The organism is Mesorhizobium sp. LSHC412B00 (assembly GCF_000503035.1).
In the GTDB taxonomy this organism is placed as follows: Bacteria; Pseudomonadota; Alphaproteobacteria; order Rhizobiales; family Rhizobiaceae; genus Mesorhizobium.
In genome coordinates this window covers 810542-832486 of record NZ_AYWB01000001.1, presented here as the reverse complement: position 1 = coordinate 832486, position 21945 = coordinate 810542, and the positions used below count along the sequence as shown (strand labels likewise).

Annotated in this window: 18 protein-coding genes and 1 tRNA gene; 12 read left to right on the top strand and 7 right to left on the bottom strand. The window is 62.0% G+C overall.

What is annotated here, in order from left to right:
* Positions 1–89 precede the first annotated feature (89 nt).
* The 6 genes from glgX (at position 90) to X757_RS160785 (ending at position 9683) form a co-directional block, all read left to right on the top strand.
* Positions 90–2090 (top strand): glycogen debranching protein GlgX, encoded by a 2001-nt coding sequence (gene glgX, locus X757_RS160760; protein WP_023725233.1) that lies wholly within the window; start codon positions 90–92, stop codon positions 2088–2090.
* Positions 2090–3739, top strand: coding sequence for an alpha-glucosidase family protein (locus X757_RS160765; protein WP_023725232.1), 1650 nt, complete (start codon positions 2090–2092; stop codon positions 3737–3739). Before glgX ends, X757_RS160765 begins: the two co-directional genes overlap by 1 nt.
* A gap of 449 nt (positions 3740–4188) precedes the next feature.
* On the top strand, positions 4189–5781 hold the full coding sequence (locus X757_RS160770; RefSeq protein WP_023725231.1) for a peptide ABC transporter substrate-binding protein: 1593 nt from the start codon (positions 4189–4191) through the stop codon (positions 5779–5781).
* A gap of 174 nt (positions 5782–5955) precedes the next feature.
* Positions 5956–6879, top strand: a complete 924-nt coding sequence (locus X757_RS160775; RefSeq protein ID WP_023684574.1) for an ABC transporter permease subunit — start codon at positions 5956–5958, stop codon at positions 6877–6879.
* A gap of 9 nt (positions 6880–6888) precedes the next feature.
* The gene (locus X757_RS160780; RefSeq protein ID WP_023725230.1) at positions 6889–8016 is read left to right on the top strand and encodes an ABC transporter permease; all 1128 of its coding nucleotides are present in this window, start codon (positions 6889–6891) and stop codon (positions 8014–8016) included.
* Between the two features lie 47 nt (positions 8017–8063).
* Positions 8064–9683 carry an ABC transporter ATP-binding protein gene (locus tag X757_RS160785; protein ID WP_023725229.1) on the top strand — a complete coding sequence of 540 codons (1620 nt, stop codon included), beginning with the start codon at positions 8064–8066 and terminating at the stop codon, positions 9681–9683.
* Between the two features lie 41 nt (positions 9684–9724).
* Here the strand turns inward: X757_RS160785 and X757_RS160790 are convergent, their stop codons facing one another.
* The gene (locus tag X757_RS160790) at positions 9725–10069 is read right to left on the bottom strand and encodes a hypothetical protein (RefSeq protein ID WP_023725228.1); all 345 of its coding nucleotides are present in this window, start codon (positions 10067–10069) and stop codon (positions 9725–9727) included.
* 532 nt (positions 10070–10601) lie between these two features.
* Entirely contained in the window at positions 10602–10808 is a 207-nt protein-coding gene (locus X757_RS1000000167740) for a hypothetical protein (RefSeq protein ID WP_156933384.1), read from the bottom strand.
* A 167-nt stretch (positions 10809–10975) separates the two neighbouring features.
* Between X757_RS1000000167740 and X757_RS160795 the strand changes: the two genes are divergently transcribed.
* Positions 10976–12037, top strand: a complete 1062-nt coding sequence (locus tag X757_RS160795; protein ID WP_023702230.1) for an acyltransferase — start codon at positions 10976–10978, stop codon at positions 12035–12037.
* A 37-nt stretch (positions 12038–12074) separates the two neighbouring features.
* On the opposite strand, the gene X757_RS160800 is transcribed toward X757_RS160795, so the two are convergent.
* The 3 genes from X757_RS160800 to X757_RS160805 all read right to left on the bottom strand — a co-directional run bounded on the left by X757_RS160800 (position 12075) and on the right by X757_RS160805 (position 13267).
* On the bottom strand, positions 12075–12371 hold the full coding sequence (locus tag X757_RS160800) for a hypothetical protein (RefSeq protein WP_023702229.1): 297 nt from the start codon (positions 12369–12371) through the stop codon (positions 12075–12077).
* Positions 12372–12385: 14 nt separating this feature from the next.
* The gene (locus X757_RS1000000166170) at positions 12386–12526 is read right to left on the bottom strand and encodes an FkbM family methyltransferase (protein ID WP_198024381.1); all 141 of its coding nucleotides are present in this window, start codon (positions 12524–12526) and stop codon (positions 12386–12388) included.
* A 664-nt stretch (positions 12527–13190) separates the two neighbouring features.
* Positions 13191–13267 (bottom strand) — tRNA-Pro (locus X757_RS160805).
* Between the two features lie 198 nt (positions 13268–13465).
* Between X757_RS160805 and X757_RS160810 the strand changes: the two genes are divergently transcribed.
* Together X757_RS160810 and X757_RS160815 are read left to right on the top strand one after the other, a co-directional pair.
* Complete coding sequence (locus X757_RS160810) at positions 13466–14986, top strand: phosphomannomutase/phosphoglucomutase (RefSeq protein ID WP_023725226.1); 1521 nt, start codon at positions 13466–13468, stop codon at positions 14984–14986.
* 11 nt (positions 14987–14997) lie between these two features.
* Positions 14998–17235, top strand: a complete 2238-nt coding sequence (locus X757_RS160815) for a mannose-1-phosphate guanylyltransferase/mannose-6-phosphate isomerase (RefSeq protein ID WP_023725225.1) — start codon at positions 14998–15000, stop codon at positions 17233–17235.
* A gap of 206 nt (positions 17236–17441) precedes the next feature.
* Here X757_RS160815 and X757_RS160820 read toward each other — a convergent pair whose 3' ends face one another.
* Both X757_RS160820 and X757_RS160825 read right to left on the bottom strand, forming a co-directional pair.
* Complete coding sequence (locus tag X757_RS160820; protein WP_023725224.1) at positions 17442–17855, bottom strand: hypothetical protein; 414 nt, start codon at positions 17853–17855, stop codon at positions 17442–17444.
* A 13-nt stretch (positions 17856–17868) separates the two neighbouring features.
* Positions 17869–18075 (bottom strand): SlyX family protein, encoded by a 207-nt coding sequence (locus X757_RS160825; protein WP_198024385.1) that lies wholly within the window; start codon positions 18073–18075, stop codon positions 17869–17871.
* Positions 18076–18293: 218 nt separating this feature from the next.
* Between X757_RS160825 and X757_RS160830 the strand changes: the two genes are divergently transcribed.
* The 3 genes from X757_RS160830 to X757_RS160840 are packed head-to-tail and all read left to right on the top strand — an operon-like array spanning position 18294 to position 21935.
* Positions 18294–19826: an ABC transporter ATP-binding protein gene (locus X757_RS160830; protein WP_023686471.1), complete on the top strand. Its 1533-nt coding sequence runs from the start codon at positions 18294–18296 to the stop codon at positions 19824–19826.
* Positions 19823–20962: an ABC transporter permease gene (locus X757_RS160835; RefSeq protein ID WP_023686470.1), complete on the top strand. Its 1140-nt coding sequence runs from the start codon at positions 19823–19825 to the stop codon at positions 20960–20962. The genes X757_RS160830 and X757_RS160835 overlap by 4 nt, the downstream gene beginning before the upstream one ends.
* Before the next feature lies 1 nt (position 20963).
* Complete coding sequence (locus tag X757_RS160840) at positions 20964–21935, top strand: ABC transporter permease (protein ID WP_023683182.1); 972 nt, start codon at positions 20964–20966, stop codon at positions 21933–21935.
* Positions 21936–21945 lie beyond the last annotated feature (10 nt).

Below are 21945 nucleotides of genomic sequence, written 5' to 3'. Positions count from 1 at the left end.
GCTCGTAAAGCGCTTTCCCCGCGCCGACCCCCACCCCGCTCACTTGGTTCGCGACCCTCCCCACAAGGGGGAGGGTGGAGGATGCGCCGATGACCCAACTCGGCGCAAAGGTCACTCCCGAAGGCATCCGTTTTGCCGCCTGGTCGTCCTCGGCGCGGCGGCTCTGGGTGTCGATCTTCGACGACACCGGCGCCCGCGAAATCGACCGGCTCGAACTCCAGCCGGAAAGCGAAGGCGTCCATGCGCTGTTCGTCGCCGGCCTTGCCGCGGGTACGCGCTACGGCTTTCGCGCCGACGGCGAATATGCGCCGGAGCGCGGGCTGTGGTTCGATCCCGACAAGCTGCTCACCGATCCCTACGCCGTCGAGATCGACCGGCCCTACCAGCATCATTGGCGGCTTGCCGCCCGGCGCAACGAAGGCGCCGACACCGCGCCACTGATGCCGAAGACCATCGCGCGGGCTCAACCGAAGCCGCTGCCGGCCAAGCCGCCTTTGTTCCAGCCAGGCGGCCTGATCTACGAACTCAACGTCCGCTCCTTCACCAGGCTGCATCCGGACGTACCGGAAGCGCAGCGCGGCACCATTGCAGCCCTTGCCCATCCGGCTATCGTCGAACATCTCAAGAAGATCGGCGTCTCCGCCGTTGAGCTAATGCCCGTGACGGCATGGATCGATGAGCGCCATCTACCGCCGCTCGGCCTCAGCAACGCATGGGGCTACAACCCAGTCACCTTCATGGCGCTCGATCCGCGGCTGGCGCCGGGCGGCCTCGCCGAATTGCGCGATACGGTGGGGGTGCTGCGCAAGGCTGGCATTGGCACCATCCTCGATCTCGTCTTCAATCATACCGGCGAAAGTGACCGGCTCGGGCCGACGCTGTCGCTGCGCGGCCTCGACAATCAAGCCTACTACCGCAGCGAGCCGGACGGCAGGTTGGCCAACGATACCGGCACCGGCAATACCATCGCCTGCGACCATCCGGTCGTTCGCGACATGGTACTCGACACGCTGCGCCATTTCGTCCGCCAAGCCGGCGTCGACGGTTTCCGCTTCGACCTGGCGCCGGTCCTCGGTCGCGTCGATGGCGCATTCGATCCGGCAGCCCCGTTGCTCGAAACCATCGCAACCGATCCCATCCTTGCCGACAGGGTGCTGATCGCCGAGCCCTGGGACATCGGCCCGAATGGCTATCAGCTCGGCAATTTCCGGCCGCCTTACCTCGAATGGAACGACCGCTACCGCGACGACGTCAGGCGCTTCTGGCGCGGCGATGCCGGCACGGTCGGTGCGCTGGCGACAAGGCTCGCCGGCTCCTCCGATGTGTTCGGCAGGGAGGGCCAATCCGCCAGCCGCACGGTCAACTTCATCGCCGCGCACGATGGCATGACGCTGGCCGATATCGTCGCTTATGAAGCCAAGCACAACCAAGCCAATGGCGAGAAGAACCGCGACGGCCACAATGAGAACCTGTCCTGGAACAACGGCGTCGAGGGCGAAACCTCGGACAAGGTGATTGCCGAGGCCCGTTCCCATGATCGCTTCGCGCTGCTCGCCACTCTGTTTGCCTCGCGCGGCACCATCATGCTGACGGCCGGCGATGAATTCGGCCGCACGCAAGGGGGCAACAACAACGCCTATGCGCAGGACAACGCCATCACCTGGCTCGACTGGGCCGGGCGCGACGTCGGGCTGGAAGCCCATGTGTCGGCGCTCGCAGCTCTGCGCGGCGCGGTGCCGGCGCTTTCCGATACGCGCTTCCTGACCGGAGAGCCGCCGGACGGTTCTGATGTGCCCGACGTCGCCTGGCTGACCGAGACCGGCGCGCTGCTCAGCGAAGCCGACTGGAACGATGGCTCGCGCCATCGCCTCGTCATGCTGCTCGGCGATGGCGGGGAAGGCCGCCTGGCTGTGATCGTCAATGGCGATCGCCGCCAATGCGTCTTCACGCTGCCCGCGCGGCAAGGGTTTGAATGGCAGCCGGCTGTTGAAGCGCAAGCGGTCGACCTCGCGCGGCCGCTGCCCGGCCGCAGTGTCAGTTTCATGATCGAGCGCCGGACCGCAAAGGCCCGCGCCAGGAAGGGTCCGTAATGGCCGACGACAATGCCCAGCCGGGACCCGAACAGAGCGCCGACTGGTGGCGCGGCTGCGTCATCTACCAGATCTATCCTCGCTCCTTCCAGGACACCACCGGCGACGGCAGCGGCGACCTCTCAGGCATCACCTCACGGCTGGCGCACGTCGCCTCGCTCGGCGTCGACGCCGTCTGGCTGTCGCCCTTCTTCAAATCGCCAATGGCCGATATGGGCTACGACGTCTCCGACTATCAGGCGGTCGATCCGATGTTCGGCACGCTCGACGACTTTGACGCGCTGGTTGCCGAGGCGCACAGGCTCGGCCTGAAGGTGATCATCGATCAGGTGTTGTCGCACTCCTCCGACAAGCACGAATGGTTTGTAGAGAGCCGTGCCAGCAAGGATAATCCCAAGGCTGACTGGTATGTCTGGGCCGACACCAGGCCGGACGGCAACGCGCCCAACAACTGGCTGTCGGTCTTCGGCGGCCCGGCCTGGGAGTGGGACGCGACCCGCCGGCAATACTACATGCACAATTTCCTCGCCTCGCAGCCGGACCTCAGCTTCCACAATCCTGAGGTTCAAGACGCGTTGTTGCAGACGGTGCGGTTCTGGCTCGAGCGCGGCGTCGACGGCTTCCGCCTGGATACGGTCAACTACTATGTCCACGACCGCTGGCTGCGCAGCAACCCGCCGCTGGCGTCGAGCGTCGCCGGCACCAACGGCGAAACCAACACCTATCTCTTCCAGGAGCACCTGTTCGACAAGACGCAACCGGAAAACCTCGACTTCCTCAGGCGCTTCCGCGCTTTGCTCGACGAATATGACGGCCGCGCCAGTGTCGGCGAGGTCGGCGACGAAGGCCGTTCCCTGCAGACGCTGGCCGCCTACACATCCGGCGGCGACAAGCTCAACATGTGCTACACCTTCGACCTGCTCGGCCAGCAATTCTCAGCCGCCCATGTGCGCGGCTGTGTCGAGGCCTTCGAGGCAGCTGTCGCCGACGGCTGGGTCTGCTGGGCGTTCTCCAACCACGATGTCGTGCGCCATGTCAGCCGCTGGACGCGGCCGGGCGGCGATCCAGATGCGGTGGCGACATTCGCTATCGCTTTGCTCTCCTGCCTGCGCGGCTCGATCTGTCTCTACCAAGGCGAAGAGCTTGGGCTGGAGGAGGCGGAACTGACCTTCGAGGATCTGCGCGATCCCGTCGGCATCCGTTTCTGGCCGGGGGTCAAAGGCAGGGACGGCTGCCGCACACCGATGGTCTGGGAGGCGGGCGCCGACAATGCCGGTTTTTCCTCGGGAAAACCCTGGCTGCCGGTGCCGGAAAGCCACGGCGCTCGGGCGGTCGATATCCAGAACGCCGACGACAAGTCCGTGCTCGCCGGCTACCGGACGATGCTCGCTTTGCGCAAGGCGCATCTGGCGCTGGTCAAGGGCCCGATCCGCTTTCTCGATACCGACGGCGATGTCCTTGCCTTCATCCGGCAGGGCGAGGACGAGATATTGCTCTGCGTCTTCAATTTCGCCGACAAGCCGGCCGACTGGCGGCTGCCGCCGGATCTCCAACTTGTCGAGGCGATCGCTCTGGGTGGCGGTGCCGTCCTGCAGGAGGAGGGGCTGTTGCTGCCGGCCCTGGGCTGGTTTGTCGGCAAGGTAGGCTGATCTTTCAGGGACGCCGTCCGGCTTCAAAAAAGATCGTGTCCGCATGCAACCGTGCCGAGTGATCCGCGCAACGTCACCTGCGCCACGTTTTCCATTTTCGGGCTTCTTAGGTACTGTCGTTGAGCTTGGCCACGAACTGCATTCCTGGAATGTTTCCAGATGGTTGCGCTAATGACAACTGCTGAGGGCAAAACCCAAAATTACAGGACAACCACAAGCTGCACCCAATTGGATCTTGTAATATAGATTAGCTATGGCTGGTTTAAGGTGAGGATGCTCACTTAGCGTCAAGCAAGACTCGGTTGAAATAATATTTCCGTCTGTCTAGTCTCCTGCCACCAGCTGCCGGAACGGGAACCGGCGGCGCGCTCGAAGGGGCCAGAAATCGGTTCCGGGGCGTCAACACTCGTAAGGCGCAGCCGATGGGCAGCGCCACAGGGAGAGACTTCATGCTGAAAAATATGCTGAAGGCGACGCTTGTCGCCGCGACCATGACCTTTGCCGCAGGCACGTTCCTGACGCCGGCCCTTGCCGAGACCGTCTATAACAGAGGCAGCGCCGCCGAAGCGGAGACGGTCGATCCGCACAAGACCTCGACCGTCTACGAAGCCGATATCATACGCGACCTGTTCCAGGGACTGGTCATGCACGATCAGAAGACGAACCTCATCCCGGGCGCCGCCGAAAGCTGGACGGTATCGGATGACGGCACCGTCTACACCTTCAAGCTGCGCAAGGACGGCTTGTGGTCGGATGGCAGCCCGGTGACGGCGGACGACTTCGTCTATTCCTTCCGTAGGCTGGAGGATCCGGCGACCGCCGCCGAATACGCTTCCATGCTCTATCCCGTGAAGAACGCCGAGGAAGTCAACACCAAGAAAGGCAAGCCCGAGGACATGGGCGTCAAGGCGGTCGACGCCAACACCCTGGAAGTGACGCTGAAGGCGCCGACGCCATACTTCCTGGAGATGCTGACCCACCAGGCTACCTACCCGGTCAACAAGGCCTCGATCGACAAGCTCGGCGCCGACTGGATCAAGGCGGGCAATCTCGTTTCGAACGGCGCCTATACATTGGCCGAGTGGATTCCCAACGACCACATGAGGCTGGTCAAGAATCCGAAATTCTGGGATGCCGCGACCGTCAAGATGGACGTCGTCAACTACATCCCGACCGAAGACCGCTCTTCGGCGATGAAGCGCTTCGAGGCAGGCGAACTCGACAGCTACGGCGACCTGCCGACCGAACAGCTCGCTGACCTCAAGACCAAGTTCGGCGATCAGGTCCGCGTCGGACCGTATCTCGGCACCTATTATTACGCGATCAAGACCGACAAGGCGCCCTGGGACAATGTCGAGCTGCGCAACGCCATCTCGATGGCTATCGACCGCGACTTCCTGGCCGAAAAGGTCTGGCAGAATTCCATGCTGCCTGGCTATTCGATGGTGCCTCCGGGCATCGCCGGCTACACGCCGGCAATGGCCAAATACGCCGACATGCCGCAGATCGACCGCGAGGACGCCGCCAAGAAGATCCTTGAGAAACTCGGCTATACGCCCGAGCATCCGCTGAAGATGGAGATCCGCTACAACACCTCGGAAAACCACAAGAACACCGCGGTTGCCATCCAGGAACAGTTGAAGCCGCTTGGCGTCGAGATCACGCTGCTCAACACCGATACCAAGACCCACTATTCCTTCCTCGAGCAGAAGGGCAACTACGACGTGGCGCGTGCCGCCTGGATCGCCGACTACAAGGATCCCGAGACCTTCCTCGGCATCACCCGCAAGGCCAGCGGCAACAACTATTCGAACTACGTCAGCCCGGCATATGAGGCGGCCATGGACAAGGCCGCGGCTGCCGGCGGCAAGCCGGAAGAGCGCATGAAGGACCTCACTGAGGCCGAGCGCATCCTTGTCGATGACGTCGGCAACATTCCGCTTCTCTACTACAGCTTCCACGATATCGTTTCCTCGAAGCTGCATGGCTTCGATGACAATGTGATGGACATCCATCCGTCCCGCTTCGTCTCCAAGGACTGATAATCATCCTTGACTGGACCGCCGCGCCCCATTTGGGCGCGGCGGACTGGTCGGTCATCGCACCGGTCCGAAAGTCGTGGTCGATTTTCGGCAAGCCCGGTGCGAAGATTTGGCGCCGGAGCGTGGCAATGCGTCTGCATGGACGTATGTCGCTCTGGCCGAAGCGGGGCGCCGATGCTGCGATACATCTTACGGCGGCTTTTGACCGCCATTCCGACGCTGTTCGTCATCGTGACAATGGCGTTCTTCCTGATACGCGTCGCACCGGGCGGCCCTTTCAATCAGGAGCGGGGCCTCAGTCCCGAGATCAGGGCCAATCTGGAAGCACAGTTCGGCCTCGACGATCCGCTCTGGCTGCAATATGCCCACTATCTCGGCAATCTCCTGCGCGGCAATTTCGGGCCGAGCTACAATTTGCCTGACTTCACCGTCACCGAACTGTTTGCCAAGGGGCTGCCGATATCGGTCCAGCTCGGCACCTCCGCGCTGATCCTGGCGCTGCTGCTTGGTTCGGTGCTCGGCACCATCGCCGCGCTAAACCAGAACAAGCTTGGCGACTATACGGTGATTGCGCTGGCGACCGCCGGCAGCACTATCCCCACCTTCGTCATCGCTCCTGTGATTCAGCTGGTGTTCGGATTGACCTGGAAGCTGTTGCCGATCGGCGGCTGGGGTGATGGCGCATTGATCAACAAGATCGGCCCGGTGCTGACGCTGGCCTTGCCGCAGATCGCCATCGTTGCCCGCCTGATGCGCGGGTCGATGATCGAGAGCTTGCGTTCGCATCATATCCGAACGGCGCGTGCGCTCGGCCTCTCCGACTGGTCGGTGGTGGTCAAGCACGCGCTGCGCGGCGCCATCCTGCCGATCGTTTCCTTCACCGGCCCGGCAGCCGCGGCGCTGCTCACCGGTTCGGTCATCGTCGAGACCATCTTCTCCATTCCCGGTGTCGGCCGCTATTTCGTCGATGCCGCGCTCAACCGCGACTACACGCTGGTGATGGGGACCGTGGTGGTGATCGCGCTCTTCACCATCGTCTTCAACCTGATCGTCGACGTCATGTACGCGGTCGTCGACCCGAGGGTACGCTATGACTGAGGGTGCGCTATGACTGACATCACAGCCGCCGCCGCTCCGCCGGCCGTCGTCGGCCGCTCGCTCTGGGGCGACGCATGGGCGCGCCTCAAAGCCAACCGCGCCGCCATGTTCAGCCTCTATTACCTGGCCTTCATTGGCGTCATCAGCATCTTCGGCCCCTGGTTCGTGCCGCATCAGTACACCACCATCTATGCCGACTATGTGCGCACGCCGCCAAGCTTTTCAGCCTATCCGGAGCCCGACATGATCGAGACGGCGCTCAAGGATGCCATCAAGCGCATGCGCGTCGACATCAAGGAGTGGAAACTGGACGGCAGTCGCGTCACCGTCACCGTCACCTCGACCAAACCGATCGACGACCGCAACATCCGCTATCTCGACCGCTCCGATGCCTTCGACGATACCAAGATAGTGAGCAAATCGGGCGACGGGCTCGAATTGACTATGACTGCGTCGGTCAAACAGCAGTACTTCCTGTTCGGCACCGACAACACCGGTCGCGATCTTCTCTCGCGAACGCTGATGGCAGGGCGCATCTCGCTGGCCATCGGCCTGCTTGCCGGCATTGTCGCTGTGGTCATCGGCGTCCTCTACGGGGCGGCGGCCGGCTTTTCCGGCGGCAAGATCGACGAGGTGATGATGCGCATCGTCGACGTGCTCTATTCCTTGCCCTTCATTTTCTTTGTCATCATGCTGGTGGTGTTCTTCGGCCGCAACTTCGTGCTGATGTTCCTGGCGGTGGGAGCGGTGCTGTGGCTCGACATGGCGCGCATCGTGCGCGGCCAGGCGCTGTCGATCCGGCGGCAGGAGTATGTCCAGGCGGCCGAAGCCATGGGCGTCGGCCAGCGCGGCATCCTGCTGCGCCATGTCATCCCCAATCTGCTCGGACCAGTGGTGATCTACATGACGCTGCTGGTGCCGCAGGTCATCATCCTGGAAAGCTTCCTGTCCTTCCTCGGCCTTGGCGTGCAGGAACCGATGACCAGCTGGGGCGTGCTCATCTCGGTCGGCGCCAAGAACATCGGCACCGCCAACTGGCTGCTTTTGTTCCCCGCCTTCTTCCTCGTGTCGACGCTGTTTGCGCTCAACTTCGTCGGCGACGGCCTGCGCGACGCGCTCGATCCAAGAGACCGATGAAGATTGGACCGATAAAGATGGGGACCGATAAGATGAGGACCGTTGCGATGGAAACGCCCGAAACGATCCTCAGCGTCAAGGACCTTCGCGTCCGCTTCCGCACGCTCGACGGCGCGGTCGAAGCGGTCAAGGGCATCAACATCCACGTCAAGGCAGGTGAAACCGTTGCCGTGGTCGGCGAATCCGGATCCGGCAAGAGCCAAACCATGATGGCGGCGATGAGCCTGCTGGCGTCCAATGGCGAGGCGACGGGTCACGTCGATTATCGCGGCCGCAACCTTTTGACCATGAGCAAGCCCGACCTCAACAAGGTGCGCGGCGCCAAGATCAGCATGATCTTCCAGGAGCCGATGACCTCGCTCGATCCACTCTATTCGATCGGCAACCAGCTTATCGAACCGATCCGCAAGCACCGCGGACTGAACGCTGCCGAGGCGCGCGAGGAGGCGCTCAAGCTCTTGCGGCTGGTGCATATTCCTGATCCCGAGCGGCGGATGAAATCCTATCCGCACGAAATGTCGGGTGGCCAGCGCCAGCGCGTCATGATCGCCATGGCATTGGCCAACGACCCCGACATCCTGATCGCCGACGAGCCGACGACGGCGCTCGACGTCACCATCCAGGCGCAGATCCTGGTTCTCCTCGCCGAACTGCAGCGCAAGCTCGGCATGGCCATCGTCTTTATCACCCACGACCTCGGCATTGTCAGGCGCTTTGCCGACCGCGTCTATGTCATGCGCTATGGCGAAGTCGTCGAGGAAGGCGAGGCGGAAGCGCTGTTCGCCAATCCCCAGCATGCCTATACGAAAATGCTGCTGGCCGCCGAGCCGACCGGCACCAAGGCGGCGCCGCCGGCCAACGCACCGGTGCTGCTCGAGGGCAGGAATGTCGAGGTAACCTTCAAGATCGGCGGTGGCTTCCTTGCCGGCGAGCCGCTGCTTTTGCGCGCCGTCGATCACATTTCGATCCGGCTGAAGCGCAACCAGACCATCGGTATCGTCGGCGAATCCGGTTCGGGAAAATCGACGCTCGGCCGCGCACTTCTGCGCCTGTTGCCCAGCGACGGTGTCATCCGCTTCGGCGACCGCGACATCTCCACCGCCGACCGCCAGGCGATGCGGCCGCTGCGGCGGGAGATGCAACTCGTCTTCCAGGATCCGTTCGGCTCGCTGTCGCCGCGCATGACCGTCGGCCAGATCATCACCGAAGGGCTTCTGGTGCATGAGCCGAACCTGTCAGGCAAGCAACGCGATCAGCGCGCCGTCGAGGCCTTGCTCGAGGTCGGCCTCGATCCCAACGCACGCAACCGCTACCCGCACGAATTCTCCGGCGGCCAACGCCAGCGCATCGCCATCGCGCGTGCCGTGATCCTGAAGCCCAAACTGGTGGTGCTGGACGAGCCGACTTCGGCGCTCGACCGCTCGGTGCAGAAGCAGATCGTCGAATTGCTGCGCAAGCTGCAGGCCGACCACGAACTATCCTACCTCTTCATCAGCCACGATCTCTCCGTGGTGCGCGCCATGGCCGACTACATCATCGTCATGAGGCAGGGCAAGATCGTCGAGGAAGGCCCGACCGAACAGATATTCAGCAACCCGCAGGCCGCCTACACCCAGACGCTGATGGCTGCGGCGATCGATGTCACGCGCTTCCGGCTGAGTGCTTAAGGCGTGACGTTGAGCAGATAGTCAGGGTAGGGCCAGTTCGCTTAGCCCGCTGACCTGGGACATCTGTTGGCTCTTGTCGCGACAATGGCCTCTTGCCGCTGCTTCAGCAGTTCGATTCTGGCCGTCTCACGGTTGGCCACTGCGCTCTTCACGCGCGTGCCGCCGAGCAGCCAGTTGGGAACGCTGGTGTTGGTGACCCTGCCGCGGGTGATGGCGGTTTGCGAGATGTCGCGCGCGGTATCGCCTACCGCGTTGTTGAGCTCGGCGCATGTCATGCTGTCGTATTTCGCCGGGTTCACCGCGCTGCCCAGCGATGAGCAGCCTGCCGCCAGGGACAAAGCGAGCAGCGCTGACAGCCGGCCTGCGCTTGAAATAAACAAATTCATCTTCCGCAAACCTCGTTCCGGCCGCTGTCTCGGCGGCATTCCCATTATCGAGGTAGCGCGGAAGGTTGTCGCGTCAAAACACCATGCTGACAGCGAACGCCGACGCGGCCGGTTTGCTCAAGCTATCTTGTGGGTCTGGGAAAAACAAACACCTAAGTGTCTGTTTTTTCTGGTCGGAGTGGCAGGATTTGAACCTACAACCCCCTCGTCCCGAACGAGTGGTCAGCTCTGATTTGTCATGCCGAGTCGCCTTATGTCCCGCTTCCATTCACGTTCGCTTGATGTCGGTCGTTCCTGTGCGGAAAACTGTGCGCGGCGGTGGGGATAAAGTCCCTTGTATAGAATTCACGCTGGACGCTGCATCCGATAGGCGACGGCCTTGACGACTTTGGCCGCCGCAACCTCTGCGACCCTAGAGATGATGGCCGCCCTGAGGCCGTGACGGTCCTCATGCCGCATCGACCGGCGCGAACCGATACTTTGGTGGAAGGCGAGTTCGAGCTTAACGCCGCCGGCACGATCGTCCCCAGTATCATTCTCGCAGGTCCGACCGGTAAAGTTGCACTGAAAGCTTCTTCGACTGCTGGGGATCGATCCGAAAGCGGCGAATTTTGCCGGTCAATGGTCCCTCAACGAGAAAATTGGGCAACAAGGCGCAAGGAATAACAATCCGTGCCAGTAGCGCAAAAACTCGATAAAATTTAGCTAATGTCTCGTTGCCGAAGTACATGCTGTTCAATCTTCATATCCATCTTAAAGCTATCTGGAGTCAAAAATGTCGATATTTCCTATCGAAACTTAAGACTATAGAAGATTTCTACTGTAATTAAGTCACATGGCATAAAAAACCGGTTGAAGAATTTTGCGCATCTGGCCGTTCAATGGCTGCGATGATAACGCTACCGAATGAGGGAAAAAAACATACCGATCAACAACGTACAGTTGCTGCGAGGTGTGGCAGCGTGTCTCGTTGTACTATGTCATGCCACTTTCCTATGGGGTCCAACGCTGGAGTATCCGCGCAAGTTCAGCTTCGCGTGCGGATTTTCGGGCGTCGCTCTGTTCTTCGTCATATCAGGTTTCGTCATAGCGATGAAGGCCGCAGAGGGATTTGAGAAGAAGGGACGCATAATTGGCGCGTCCGAGTTCGCCTACAATCGGGTGACGCGAATCTATCCTCTCTATTGGATTGTCCTGCTCCCTGCCTCGGCGATTGCCGTCTTTACGACCGGGTCCGCAATGGAGAATGCAGGCTTGTCCTACGAACGCGTGTTCATGCTGCTTGACGGTAGTCCGGCCCTGGCGGTTGCGTGGACGCTGAAATACGAGATCTATTTCTACGCACTCATGACAGCTCTCATGATGGTTGGTTGGGGGAATTTGCGCCAAACCCTGCTTATTTTCGCTGTCGTCTACGCTGCGGTTCTGGCATTCGCCATGTTTATGTTGCTTCCGTGGTTTCTCACGTCGTCCTATTTTTTGGAATTTGTATTCGGAATGATGGTCTTCCTTGCCACCGACAGAGGCTGGAAGGTGCATGGTTTGATCGTTTCGTTGATTGGCGCGGCAGGCTTGGCCTATGGAACCTACGTAACCTTGGACGACCCATGGAGCTATAATTTTTCTAGGCCATTCCTTCTAGGCATTCCCTCGATGGTGTTGCTGTATGGGATGATCTGTCTTGAAAAACGGTGGCAAGCACCCAAGATTGCAACAGCAATAGGTGATGCATCCTATTCAATCTATCTTTGGCACTTTGCCATCTTGCACCCGATGTACATCCTAAAAGTTTGGGAATACCCCCAAGTATACACCTCACCCACAACAGTGGCCGCAACCGTTGTGTTGATGGTTCTTATCGGCATGATGTCATACCGCTTTATTGAGATTCCGCTGGCGAACTTGGCTCGCCGGCTTCGGATCTGGGTGTTTTCACCATCTCATGCGGTTCCGCTGCCTGCGGAATAGTGCACGACAATATCGTCCCCGAACGCGAAGGTTGATTCTAAGTGACGAACTGCTTCAGCGTCGACACGTAGGGCAGTAAGACATCGTCCCGGAATTGTGCCGGAAGCTTATCGGTAAAATTGCTGATCACAATAGCGGAGACGCAGGCATCCAGGACAAGGTTCGAGTGCAGTAACTGCCAGCCGTCGCCATTGCCCACGCGGATCATGTTACCGGTGCCCTTTTCAACCCGGTAAACATAAGCGAAGTTCTGCAAGATCCAGTTGATGAAGTCGTTCGGAACGACTGTGCCAAAGCCTAGCTGGCACCACGAATTGAACTCCAGAACTACCACCGCTCTGTTCGCGTCTATGAGTCCCTTTGCCGTGTTTTCAGGGCAGAACCTTGAACACCCTCTTTGAGCACGGGCAATTCATAGCCTTCAAGGTCAATCTTGAGCAGGTCGAATTCGCGGATATCGGTCTGTTTCATGACGGTATCGAGCGTCATCATCGGCACCTATCAATTTTGCGGTCGTCGGCGTGGCGACCTTTTTCCTGATCAGCGGTCTAGTCATCCCGATTTCAATCAATCGGAGTTCAACAATCCGATTTCTCGCTGCTCGGCGCGGCATGTAGTATTCAAGGCCGATATGCTTGTCCACGCGACCGTATTCCTGCTCGACCCAATCAAAACCAAGTACCGGCACAGCCGGCACTGAGCATCACCCTGGCTTTGGGCATGCGCTTCAGGCGTTCGCCGCGCTCAGCGTGTAAGAGCTCGTTGATATCATCGAACATAAGGCCGGCCTCCTGGCCGAGACCCTATAACACGCGCCGCTCAATCGGCAACATTTCCCACAAACCTAGAGGCTCCCATGGACCGCAACTTCGCGCGTCCGCACGCTCTTTTGTTGCAAATCGGAAGGACTTCACGGGGAAGTTTCTCCAGGATAGCGTCGGGCGCATCAAGAAAGAGCGGCATGGGGCGTCCGCCGGCATATGGTTTTGTCGTGCTTTGAGGGTTGGGCGCGCGACTCGACGGAGGTCAAGAGGCGGTCTTCCATGTCGAGCGGGAATTCACGCGCTACGTCGTGAAGGCCGATTGGCGGTAGCTTCGGGTAGGGTTTCAGGTGGGAGCACTTTTCGGGAAATGCTAAAATGCTTGATTTGACTGGTCGGAGTGGCAGGATTTGAACCTGCGACCCCCTCGTCCCGAACGAGGTGCGCTACCAGGCTGCGCTACACTCCGTGACCAGACCGCGGGCTTATAGCTGCCACATACCGTTCCTGCAAGCGGCAATGGCAGTGCTTCTGTCGCATTTCGTTGGCTTTCGTCGGCATTCTCGCAAAGCCAGGATGTTCTGTTGGGATAAACCCGGCTTAAAGGCTTGTGTGCTAAGTCGCAGCCTCGATAGATCGTGTTTTCGCCATCTGGAGCTTTGCTGCCTTGCCCCTGAAAATCGTAGGCGACGCCCGGCCCAACAGCTTCGAATTCGAAACCGAAGCGCTGATCAAGGCGTCCGGCTTTCGCGAATACGACGCGCGCTGGTGGTTTGGCCATGCCGGTTCGACGCAACCGCCGGACCTGAACCTGATCGGCGTCCAAGCGTTGGGCATGGGCCTGGGCACTTTGATCCGCCGTCTTGGCGCGGGTCCCGACATCGTCACCGGGCATGATTTCCGTTCCTATTCGCTTGCCATCAAGCTGGCGCTGGTTTCCGGCCTGATGGCTGCGGGCGCAAAGGTGAAAGACATTGGCCTGGCGCTGTCGCCCATGGCCTATTTCGCCCAGTTCGCGCTCGACGCACCATCCGTCGCCATGGTCACGGCGTCGCACAACGAGAATGGCTGGACCGGAGTCAAGATGGGTGCGGCGAGGCCGCTCACCTTCGGACCAGAGGAGATGAGCGCACTGAAACACATCGTGCTGTCGAGCGACTTCGATCTCGCCGGCGGCGGCTCCTACGAATTCGTCTCCGGTTTTCGCGAGACCTATCTCGACGATCTGGTGAGCGACAAGCGCATCGCGCGAAAGCTGAAAGTCGTGGCGGCTTGCGGCAACGGCACTGCCGGCGCCTTCGCGCCACAGGCGCTGGAGCGCATCGGCTGCGAGGTGATCCCGCTCGATGTCGAGCTCGACCACAGTTTTCCGCGCTATAACCCGAACCCGGAAGACATGCAGATGCTGCATGCCATCAGGGACAAAGTGCTGGAAACAGGTGCCAATGTCGGGCTGGGCTTCGACGGCGACGGCGACCGTTGCGGCGTGGTCGACAATGAGGGCAACGAGATTTTTGCCGACAAGGTCGGCGTCATGCTCGCGCGGGACATATCAACCCAATACCCCGGCTCGACCTTCGTCGTCGATGTCAAGTCGACCGGCCTGTTCAACACCGACAGCGTCTTGCGCGCCAACGGCGCGAAGACAGATTACTGGAAGACCGGCCATTCCTACATCAAGCGCCGGGTCGCCGAACTGGGCGCCGTTGCCGGCTTCGAGAAGTCGGGCCATTTCTTCTTCAATCCGCCGATCGGCCGCGGCTATGATGACGGTCTCATCACCGCGACCGCCATTTGTGAGATGCTCGACCGCAACCCCACAAGTTCGATGGCCGATCTCTATCGCGCGCTGCCGCTGACCTTCGGCACGCCGACCATGTCGCCGCATTGCGGCGACGAAGTGAAGTACGGCGTGGTCGATCGGGTGGTGGCGGACTTCCAGGCGATGCAGCGCGCCGGCAAGACTTTTGCCGGCCAGAAGATCGCCGAGCTGATCACCGTCAACGGCGTGCGCGTCGTGGCCGAGGATGGCACCTGGGGCCTGGTACGGGCGTCGTCGAACAAGCCGGAGCTTGTCGTGGTTGTCGAAAGCCCGGTATCGTCCGACCGCCGCCGGCAGATGTTCGAGGCCGTCGACGCCGTGCTGCGCCGCAGCCCCGAAGTCGGCGCTTACAACCAGACGTTCTGATTGGACCTTTCATGAGCGAGCGCATCGTCAGTTTTGTCATGAGCGGCGGTGTCGGCTCGCGGCTGTGGCCGCTGTCGCGCGAGGACAACCCGAAACAGTTCCACGATCTCTCCGGCGACGGCTCGATGCTGGCCAAGACCTTGCGCCGGCTGACGGCGCGGCCGGAAGGTGAGACGCCGATCTTCCTGATCGCCGCCGAGCGCCATGCCGAGCGTGTCCATGCCGACCTTGCCGGCCTCGACCTCGCCGGCGGTGGCCCGCTGTTCGAGCCGACCGGGCGCAACACGGCTGCCGCCGTGGCGCTGGCCGCGCTGCGCACATTGTCGGAGTTCGGCGACAGCCTGGTGCTGGTGGTGCCGTCAGACCACGAAATCGCCACGCCCAAGCAGTTCTGGCAGAGCGTCGAGGCGGGCAGCCAGGCAGCGCTTGCCGGCCGTCTGGTGGTGTTCGGCATCAAGCCGACGCAGCCCGAGACCGGCTATGGGTATATCGAAGTCGCAGCCGAAAGCGGCGGCGTCTTCGACGTGTCGCGCTTCGTCGAAAAGCCCGACCTCGCCACTGCGCAGAGCTATCTCAGTGCGGGCACCTTCTACTGGAACACCGGCATTTTCCTATTTCGCGCCGGCGCCATGCGCGACGCATTTGCGGCCTTCCAGCCCGACATCTGGCAGGCCACCGAAGCGGCCTACAAGGCAGCGACTTCGGATCTGTCCGGCCTCTATATGCCGCTCGACCTCTACGCCGCCATCCCGTCGAACTCGATCGACTACGCCATCATGGAGCGGGCCAAGGACATCGTCATGGTGCCGGCCGGCTTTCGCTGGAACGACCTCGGCTCCTGGCAGTCGCTGCTCGATGTCGGCCCTGCTGATGCCAATGGCAATGTCGTCGTCGGCGATGTTGTCGCCATCGATTGCGAGAACTCCTACATCAGAAGCGACGGCCGGCTTTTGTCGGCTATCGGCATGAAGGACGTCGCGATCGTCTCGACAGCGGACGCCACCTTCGTCGCGCCGGTCAGCCACAGCCAGCACGTCAAGAAGATCGTCGAGCAGCTGGAGAAATCGGGACGGCTGGAAACCAGGTTTACGCCGGCACACGACCGCGTCATCGAGAGCGGCGCCTGGCGTCGGCGCGTGCATCACTGGCTGTTCGAGGAGACCTTGCCGCTGTGGTCGACTTCAGGCGTCGATGAGCGTCATGGCGGCTTCCACGAGGCGCTCGGCTTCGACGGCGAGGCGCTGTTGAAGCCCAAGCGCATGCGCACGACGGCGAGGCAAGTCTACGCCTTCGCCGTTGCCAAGGCCCGCGGCTGGGACGGTCCTGCCGATCGCCTGATCGCCCATGGCATCGCCTTCATGGCCGGCAAGGGCCGCACGGACCGGGGCGGCTGGGTGCGCACGCTCAATGTCGACGGCTCCGTCGCCGACCCAACCGAGGATGCCTACGACCATTCCTGCGTGCTGCTGGCGCTGGCGCACGCGCATATGTGCGGCGATCCGGATGCGCTGCGGCTGGGCCAGGAGACCTTCGTGTTTCTCGACGCGCATCTCGAGGACAGCCGCATGACCGGCTTTCTGGAGACATCCGACGGCGAGGGCGAGCGGCGCTCCAACCCGCATATGCATCTGCTCGAGGCCTTCCTCGCCTGGTATGAGGCGACCGGCGACCGCACCTATCTGCGCCGCGCCGCGCGCATCATCGACCTTTTCCGCAGTCATTTCTTCGATGCCGAGAGCTGGACGCTGGGCGAATATTTCGACGCCGGGTGGAAGCCGGCCGCCGGCGAGAAGGGCACATGGACCGAGCCCGGCCATCATTTCGAATGGGCCTCGCTGCTCACCGATTTCGTCGCCCGCAGCGGTCAGGGCGAGTTGAGCAATTTTGCCCGCAAGCTCTACGCCTCGGCCATCGCCAACGGCCTCAACCGCGCCACCGGCCTTGCCTATGGCGCCGTCTCAAGACAAGGCCTGCCGCTCGACCTTGTATCGCGCAGCTGGCCACAGGCCGAAGCGATCAAGGCGGCGATCGCGCTTGACGGGCCTGGTGGCCCCGACCTCAAGCCGGAGATCGAGGCGCGCGTCGGCCGCCTGTTCCGCTGGCACATCGATCCGGCCCCGCTCGGCCTGTGGATTGACCGCATCGACGAACGCGGCCGCTCCTTGGCATCGGACGTGCCGGCCAGCATCTTCTATCATCTGGTCTGCGCGCTGACGCAGTATCTTGATGGGACAGCGCAGAAGGGGTGAAGCGTTGGAGCTGCCAATCTCCCCCCTTGCGGGGGAGATGCCTGGCAAGGCAGAGGGGGGGCTGTCCCTCGGCCTAACGGCCAATCAGGTTGGCGATCCTTCACACCCCCTCTGGCCTGCCGGCCATCTCCCCCGCAAGGGGGGAGATCGGCAGTTTCGGCGTTGCGGGTCCTTCTTCGCAAGTCCATATGCGATTGCCTTGGACGTCAGGGCAGAAGCGCACCGCCGGTCGACAACAAGCCCAAGAGATAACCCAGCGCAAACACCACGATCAGCGCGATGGCGATGACGGCGCCGCGTCGGGCACCGAGCGAATGCACGCCGACGCCATAGGGCTTCCGCTCCAGTCTGCCGATCACCGGCTTCGCTTCGTCCTGGCCGACCACACGCATCTGCGGCAGTTCGGCGATGCGTTGCGAGATCAGCCGCCAGCGATCGTCGTCGCCCGAGGGCCGCCCCGTGCCGTCGAAGACATGCATGCGCTCGGCCAGCCGCATCACCGTGTCGCGGAAGGCGGGATCGATCTCCAGGTCGCGCTCGGCACGTTCGCGGTCGCGATCGTTCATCAGGCCAAGCCCATAATCGCCCGCCCGCGCAACGCGGTCGCTTTCACCGGCCATAGGCTTCTCCTTGCTACCAGTGCGGAGGTTTGGTTATCGGCACGTCGGGTCCCGATTGTTCCTCCAGAGCCATGAAGCGCCCGGTCAGGGCATCGAGCTTGCGCTGCATGCGTTCGATCGCCGTCCACTGTTCGGCGATCTGGCCCGACAGTTCCTCGATGGTCTTTTCCTGCTCGGCGGCGCGGATTTCCAGCGTCGTCAGCCGGTCGACAGGCATGATCATTCGAAACTCCCCAGGTCCTGGTGCACGCAGTTGCAGCATGATGCGACTGTTGAGCCTTGCATATTAGTGAATGTGAAGGTCTGCGGCCACGTTCGAAATTGACAAGCGCACCGGGATTTGTCGAGAGTGGCCACTGCGCCGCCAATTGGCACGGGTGGGGCATCATGCTAGGCGTTTTGACCAAGCGATAAAAAAATAAGAGTGGGACAGGCTGCATGGCGCAAGCCGCAATCGAACTGATCGGCATCAACAAGAGTTTTGGCGCCGTTCGCGCCAATCGCGACATCAATCTGGAGATCGCACGCGGCACCATCCACGGCATCGTCGGCGAGAACGGCGCCGGCAAGTCGACGCTGATGTCGATCCTCTACGGCTTCTACCAGGCCGACAGCGGCGAGATCCGCGTCGGCGGCAAGCCGGCGTCTATCAAGACTTCCAACGACGCCATCGCGCTCGGCATCGGCATGGTGCACCAGCACTTCATGCTGGTCGACAATTTCACCGTGCTGGAAAACATCATCCTCGGCGCCGAAAGCGATGCGCTGTTGAAAAAGAGCATCGCCAAGGCGCGCTCCGAACTGGAGCGGCTCGAGCGCGAATACGGGCTGGAAGTCGATCCCGACGCCATCATCGAGGAATTGCCGGTCGGCCTGCAGCAGCGTGTCGAAATCCTGAAGGCGCTTTATCGCGGCGCCGAAATCCTGATTCTCGACGAGCCGACGGGCGTGTTGACGCCGGCCGAGGCCGACCATCTGTTCCGCATCCTCAGGCAATTGAAGGACCAGGGGAAAACGGTGGTGCTGATCACCCACAAGCTGCGCGAGATCATGGCCATCACCGACAATGTCTCGGTCATGCGCCAGGGCACGATGGTGGCGACGCGCGAGACCAGCAAGACGACAGTCGGCGAACTGGCCGAACTGATGGTTGGGCGGCGCGTGCTGCTGCGGGTCGAAAAGGGCGAGACGGAGGCCGGCGCGGTCAAGCTGGCCGTCAAGAACCTGACGGTGAAAGACCAGCGCGGCGTCACCATGGTCGACGACATCTCCTTCGATATCCACGCCGGCGAGATCGTCGGCATTGCCGGTGTCGCCGGCAACGGCCAGTCCGAACTGCTCGAGGCGATTTCCGGCATCAGGCGCGCGGTTTCCGGCTCGGTGATGCTCGATGGCAAGCCGATCGACCTGACCGGGGCCGCCGATCCCGGCGAGTTGCGCGACCGTGGGCTCGCCCATGTGCCGGAGGACCGCCATCATGTCGGCCTGGTGCTGGCCTTCGAGGAGAACGAGAATTCGATCCTCGGCTACCATGACGACCCGCGCTACCTGAAAGGGCCGTTCCTCAACATCGACGCCATCATGGCTGATGCCAAGGACAAGATCGAGAAATATGACATCCGGCCCGGCAATCCGCGTCTGAAAACGGCGAATTTCTCCGGCGGCAACCAGCAGAAGATCGTGCTGGCGCGAGAAATGGAGCAGGACCCCGGTGTTCTGATCGTCGGCCAGCCGACACGCGGCGTCGATGTCGGCGCCATAGAATTCATCCACAAGCGGCTGATTGCCATGCGCGACCAGGGCAAGGCGGTGCTGGTGGTGTCGGTCGAGCTCGACGAGATCCGTTCGCTGTCCGACCGCATCCTGGTGATGTTTGCCGGGCGCATCGTCGGCGAACGCGGCCCGGAGGCGACCGAAGGCGAGCTTGGTCTGCTGATGGCAGGCGTCGATCGCCAGGAGGCGGCAGAGTGAGCACGCCTTACGCCAAGCTGCCGGCCTGGGCCGATTATGGGCTGATCCCGCTGATCAATCTGTCAGTGGCCTTCATCGTTGCCGGTTTCGTCGTCATGCTGGTCGGCGAAAACCCGTTTCGTGCCGCCGTCATCCTGGTCGAGGGCGCTTTCGGCAAGGGAACCGGCATTGCCTTCACGCTGTTCTATGCCACCACCTTCATCTTCACCGGCCTGTCTGTGGCGGTGGCCGCGCATTGCGGCCTGTTCAACATCGGGACCGAGGGCCAGGCCTATATTGCCGGCCTTGGCGTGGGCGTGGTCTGCCTCGCCTTCGACACTGTGCTGCCGTGGTGGCTGACCTTTCCGCTGGCGATCGTCGCCGGAGCCGCCGTCGGTGCGCTGTGGGCGCTGATCCCGGCCTATCTGCAGGCCAAGCGCGGGTCGCACATCGTCATCACCACCATCATGTTCAACTTCATCGCGGCCTCGATCATGGTCTACCTCCTGGTTGGGCCGTTGAAGCCGGCGGCGTCGCAGGCGCCGCAGACGCGCAACTTCCTCGCCGGCGCCGAACTGCCCAAACTCAACTGGATCATCGAACTGTTCGGCGCCAAGATCCGCTCGGCGCCGTTCAACATCTGCTTCCTGCTGGCGCTGCTCATGGCATTCCTGGTCTGGCTGCTGATCTGGCGCACCAAGCTCGGCTACGAGATGCGCACCTATGGCCACAGCCCGAAAGCGGCGCGCTATGCCGGCATTTCGGAGACCCGCATCATCATTATCGCGATGATGATTTCGGGCGCGCTGGCCGGCATGATGACGCTGAACCCGGTGATGGGCGACCAGCACAATGTGGCGATCGATTTCGTCTCCGGCGCCGGCTTCGTCGGCATTGCCGTGGCGCTGATGGGCCGTCTGCATCCGGTCGGCATCGTGCTGGCGGCGATCCTGTTTGGCATGCTCTACCAGGGCGGCGCCGAACTTGCCTTCGAAATGCCGGCGATTTCCCGCGACATGATCGTCATCATCCAAGGCCTGGTCATCCTGTTTGCCGGTGCGCTGGAGCACATGTTCCGGCCCTACGTCCAGGCGCTGTTCGCCTCGTTCAGTCCAAGGTCGGTCGGCATCGAAGCGGTCAAAGGGAAGGGCGCCTGAGATGGACGTCTTCATCGCCATCGTGCAGATCCTGGACTCGACCATACGCCTGTCGGTGCCGCTGCTGCTCGCTTGCCTCGCCGGCCTCTATTCGGAACGCGCAGGCGTTTTCGACATCGGGCTGGAAGGCAAGATGCTGGTCGGCGCCTTTGCAGGTGCGGCCGCCGCTTCGGTCTTCCATTCGGCCTTCCTCGGTCTCGGCATGGCGATCGTGATGTCGGTCGCCTTTGCCCTGGTGCACGGCTTCGCCTCGATCACCCATCGCGGCAACCAGATCGTCTCCGGTGTGGCCATCAACTTCGTCGCCGCCGGCTCGACCATCATTCTGGGCCAGGCCTGGTTCCAGCAGGGCGGGCGCACGCCGGCGCTGCAGCCGGGCGAGCGTTTCGAGGCCATCACTCTGCCAGGTGCTGCCGCGATCCATGATGTGCCCATCATCGGGCCGATCTATTCCGAGCTGCTCTCGGGCCATTCGATTCTGGTGTATCTCGCTTTCGCCATGGTGCCGTTCACCTGGTGGGTGTTGTTTCGCACCCGCTTCGGCCTGCGCCTGCGCGCCGTCGGCGAGAACCCGGCCGCCGTCGACACCGCCGGCATCTCGGTCGCCTGGCTGCGCTACCGGGCGCTGATCTGCACCGGTGTGCTGACCGGCATTGCCGGCGCCTACCTCTCGATGGTGCAGAATGGCGGCTTCGTGAAGGACATGACCGCGGGCAAGGGCTACATCGCACTGGCGGCGCTGATCTTTGCCAAATGGCGACCGGTCAACGCTATGTTCGCCTGCCTTCTGTTCGGCTTCCTCGACGCGGCGGCGATCCGCCTGCAGGGTTCGCCGCTGCCGTTGATCGGCAAGGTGCCGGTGCAGTTCATGCAGGCGCTGCCCTATGTGCTGACCGTGATCCTGCTTGCCGGCTTCATCGGCAAGGCGATCCCGCCGCGCGCCGGCGGCGTGCCTTATGTCAAGGAACGTTGATCCGGGCGCC

Coding starts and splice junctions, on each gene's coding strand:
- X757_RS160770 (WP_023725231.1), top strand. CDS start 4,189: ATGCTGAAAAATATGCTGAAGGCGACGCTTGTCGCCGCGACCATGACC.
- X757_RS160795 (WP_023702230.1), top strand. CDS start 10,976: ATGAGGGAAAAAAACATACCGATCAACAACGTACAGTTGCTGCGAGGT.
- X757_RS160815 (WP_023725225.1), top strand. CDS start 14,998: ATGAGCGAGCGCATCGTCAGTTTTGTCATGAGCGGCGGTGTCGGCTCG.
- X757_RS160775 (WP_023684574.1), top strand. CDS start 5,956: ATGCTGCGATACATCTTACGGCGGCTTTTGACCGCCATTCCGACGCTG.
- X757_RS160840 (WP_023683182.1), top strand. CDS start 20,964: ATGGACGTCTTCATCGCCATCGTGCAGATCCTGGACTCGACCATACGC.
- X757_RS160785 (WP_023725229.1), top strand. CDS start 8,064: ATGGAAACGCCCGAAACGATCCTCAGCGTCAAGGACCTTCGCGTCCGC.
- glgX (WP_023725233.1), top strand. CDS start 90: ATGACCCAACTCGGCGCAAAGGTCACTCCCGAAGGCATCCGTTTTGCC.
- X757_RS1000000166170 (WP_198024381.1), bottom strand. CDS start 12,526: ATGACGCTCGATACCGTCATGAAACAGACCGATATCCGCGAATTCGAC.
- X757_RS160780 (WP_023725230.1), top strand. CDS start 6,889: ATGACTGACATCACAGCCGCCGCCGCTCCGCCGGCCGTCGTCGGCCGC.
- X757_RS160820 (WP_023725224.1), bottom strand. CDS start 17,855: ATGGCCGGTGAAAGCGACCGCGTTGCGCGGGCGGGCGATTATGGGCTT.
- X757_RS160765 (WP_023725232.1), top strand. CDS start 2,090: ATGGCCGACGACAATGCCCAGCCGGGACCCGAACAGAGCGCCGACTGG.
- X757_RS160830 (WP_023686471.1), top strand. CDS start 18,294: ATGGCGCAAGCCGCAATCGAACTGATCGGCATCAACAAGAGTTTTGGC.
- X757_RS160790 (WP_023725228.1), bottom strand. CDS start 10,069: ATGAATTTGTTTATTTCAAGCGCAGGCCGGCTGTCAGCGCTGCTCGCT.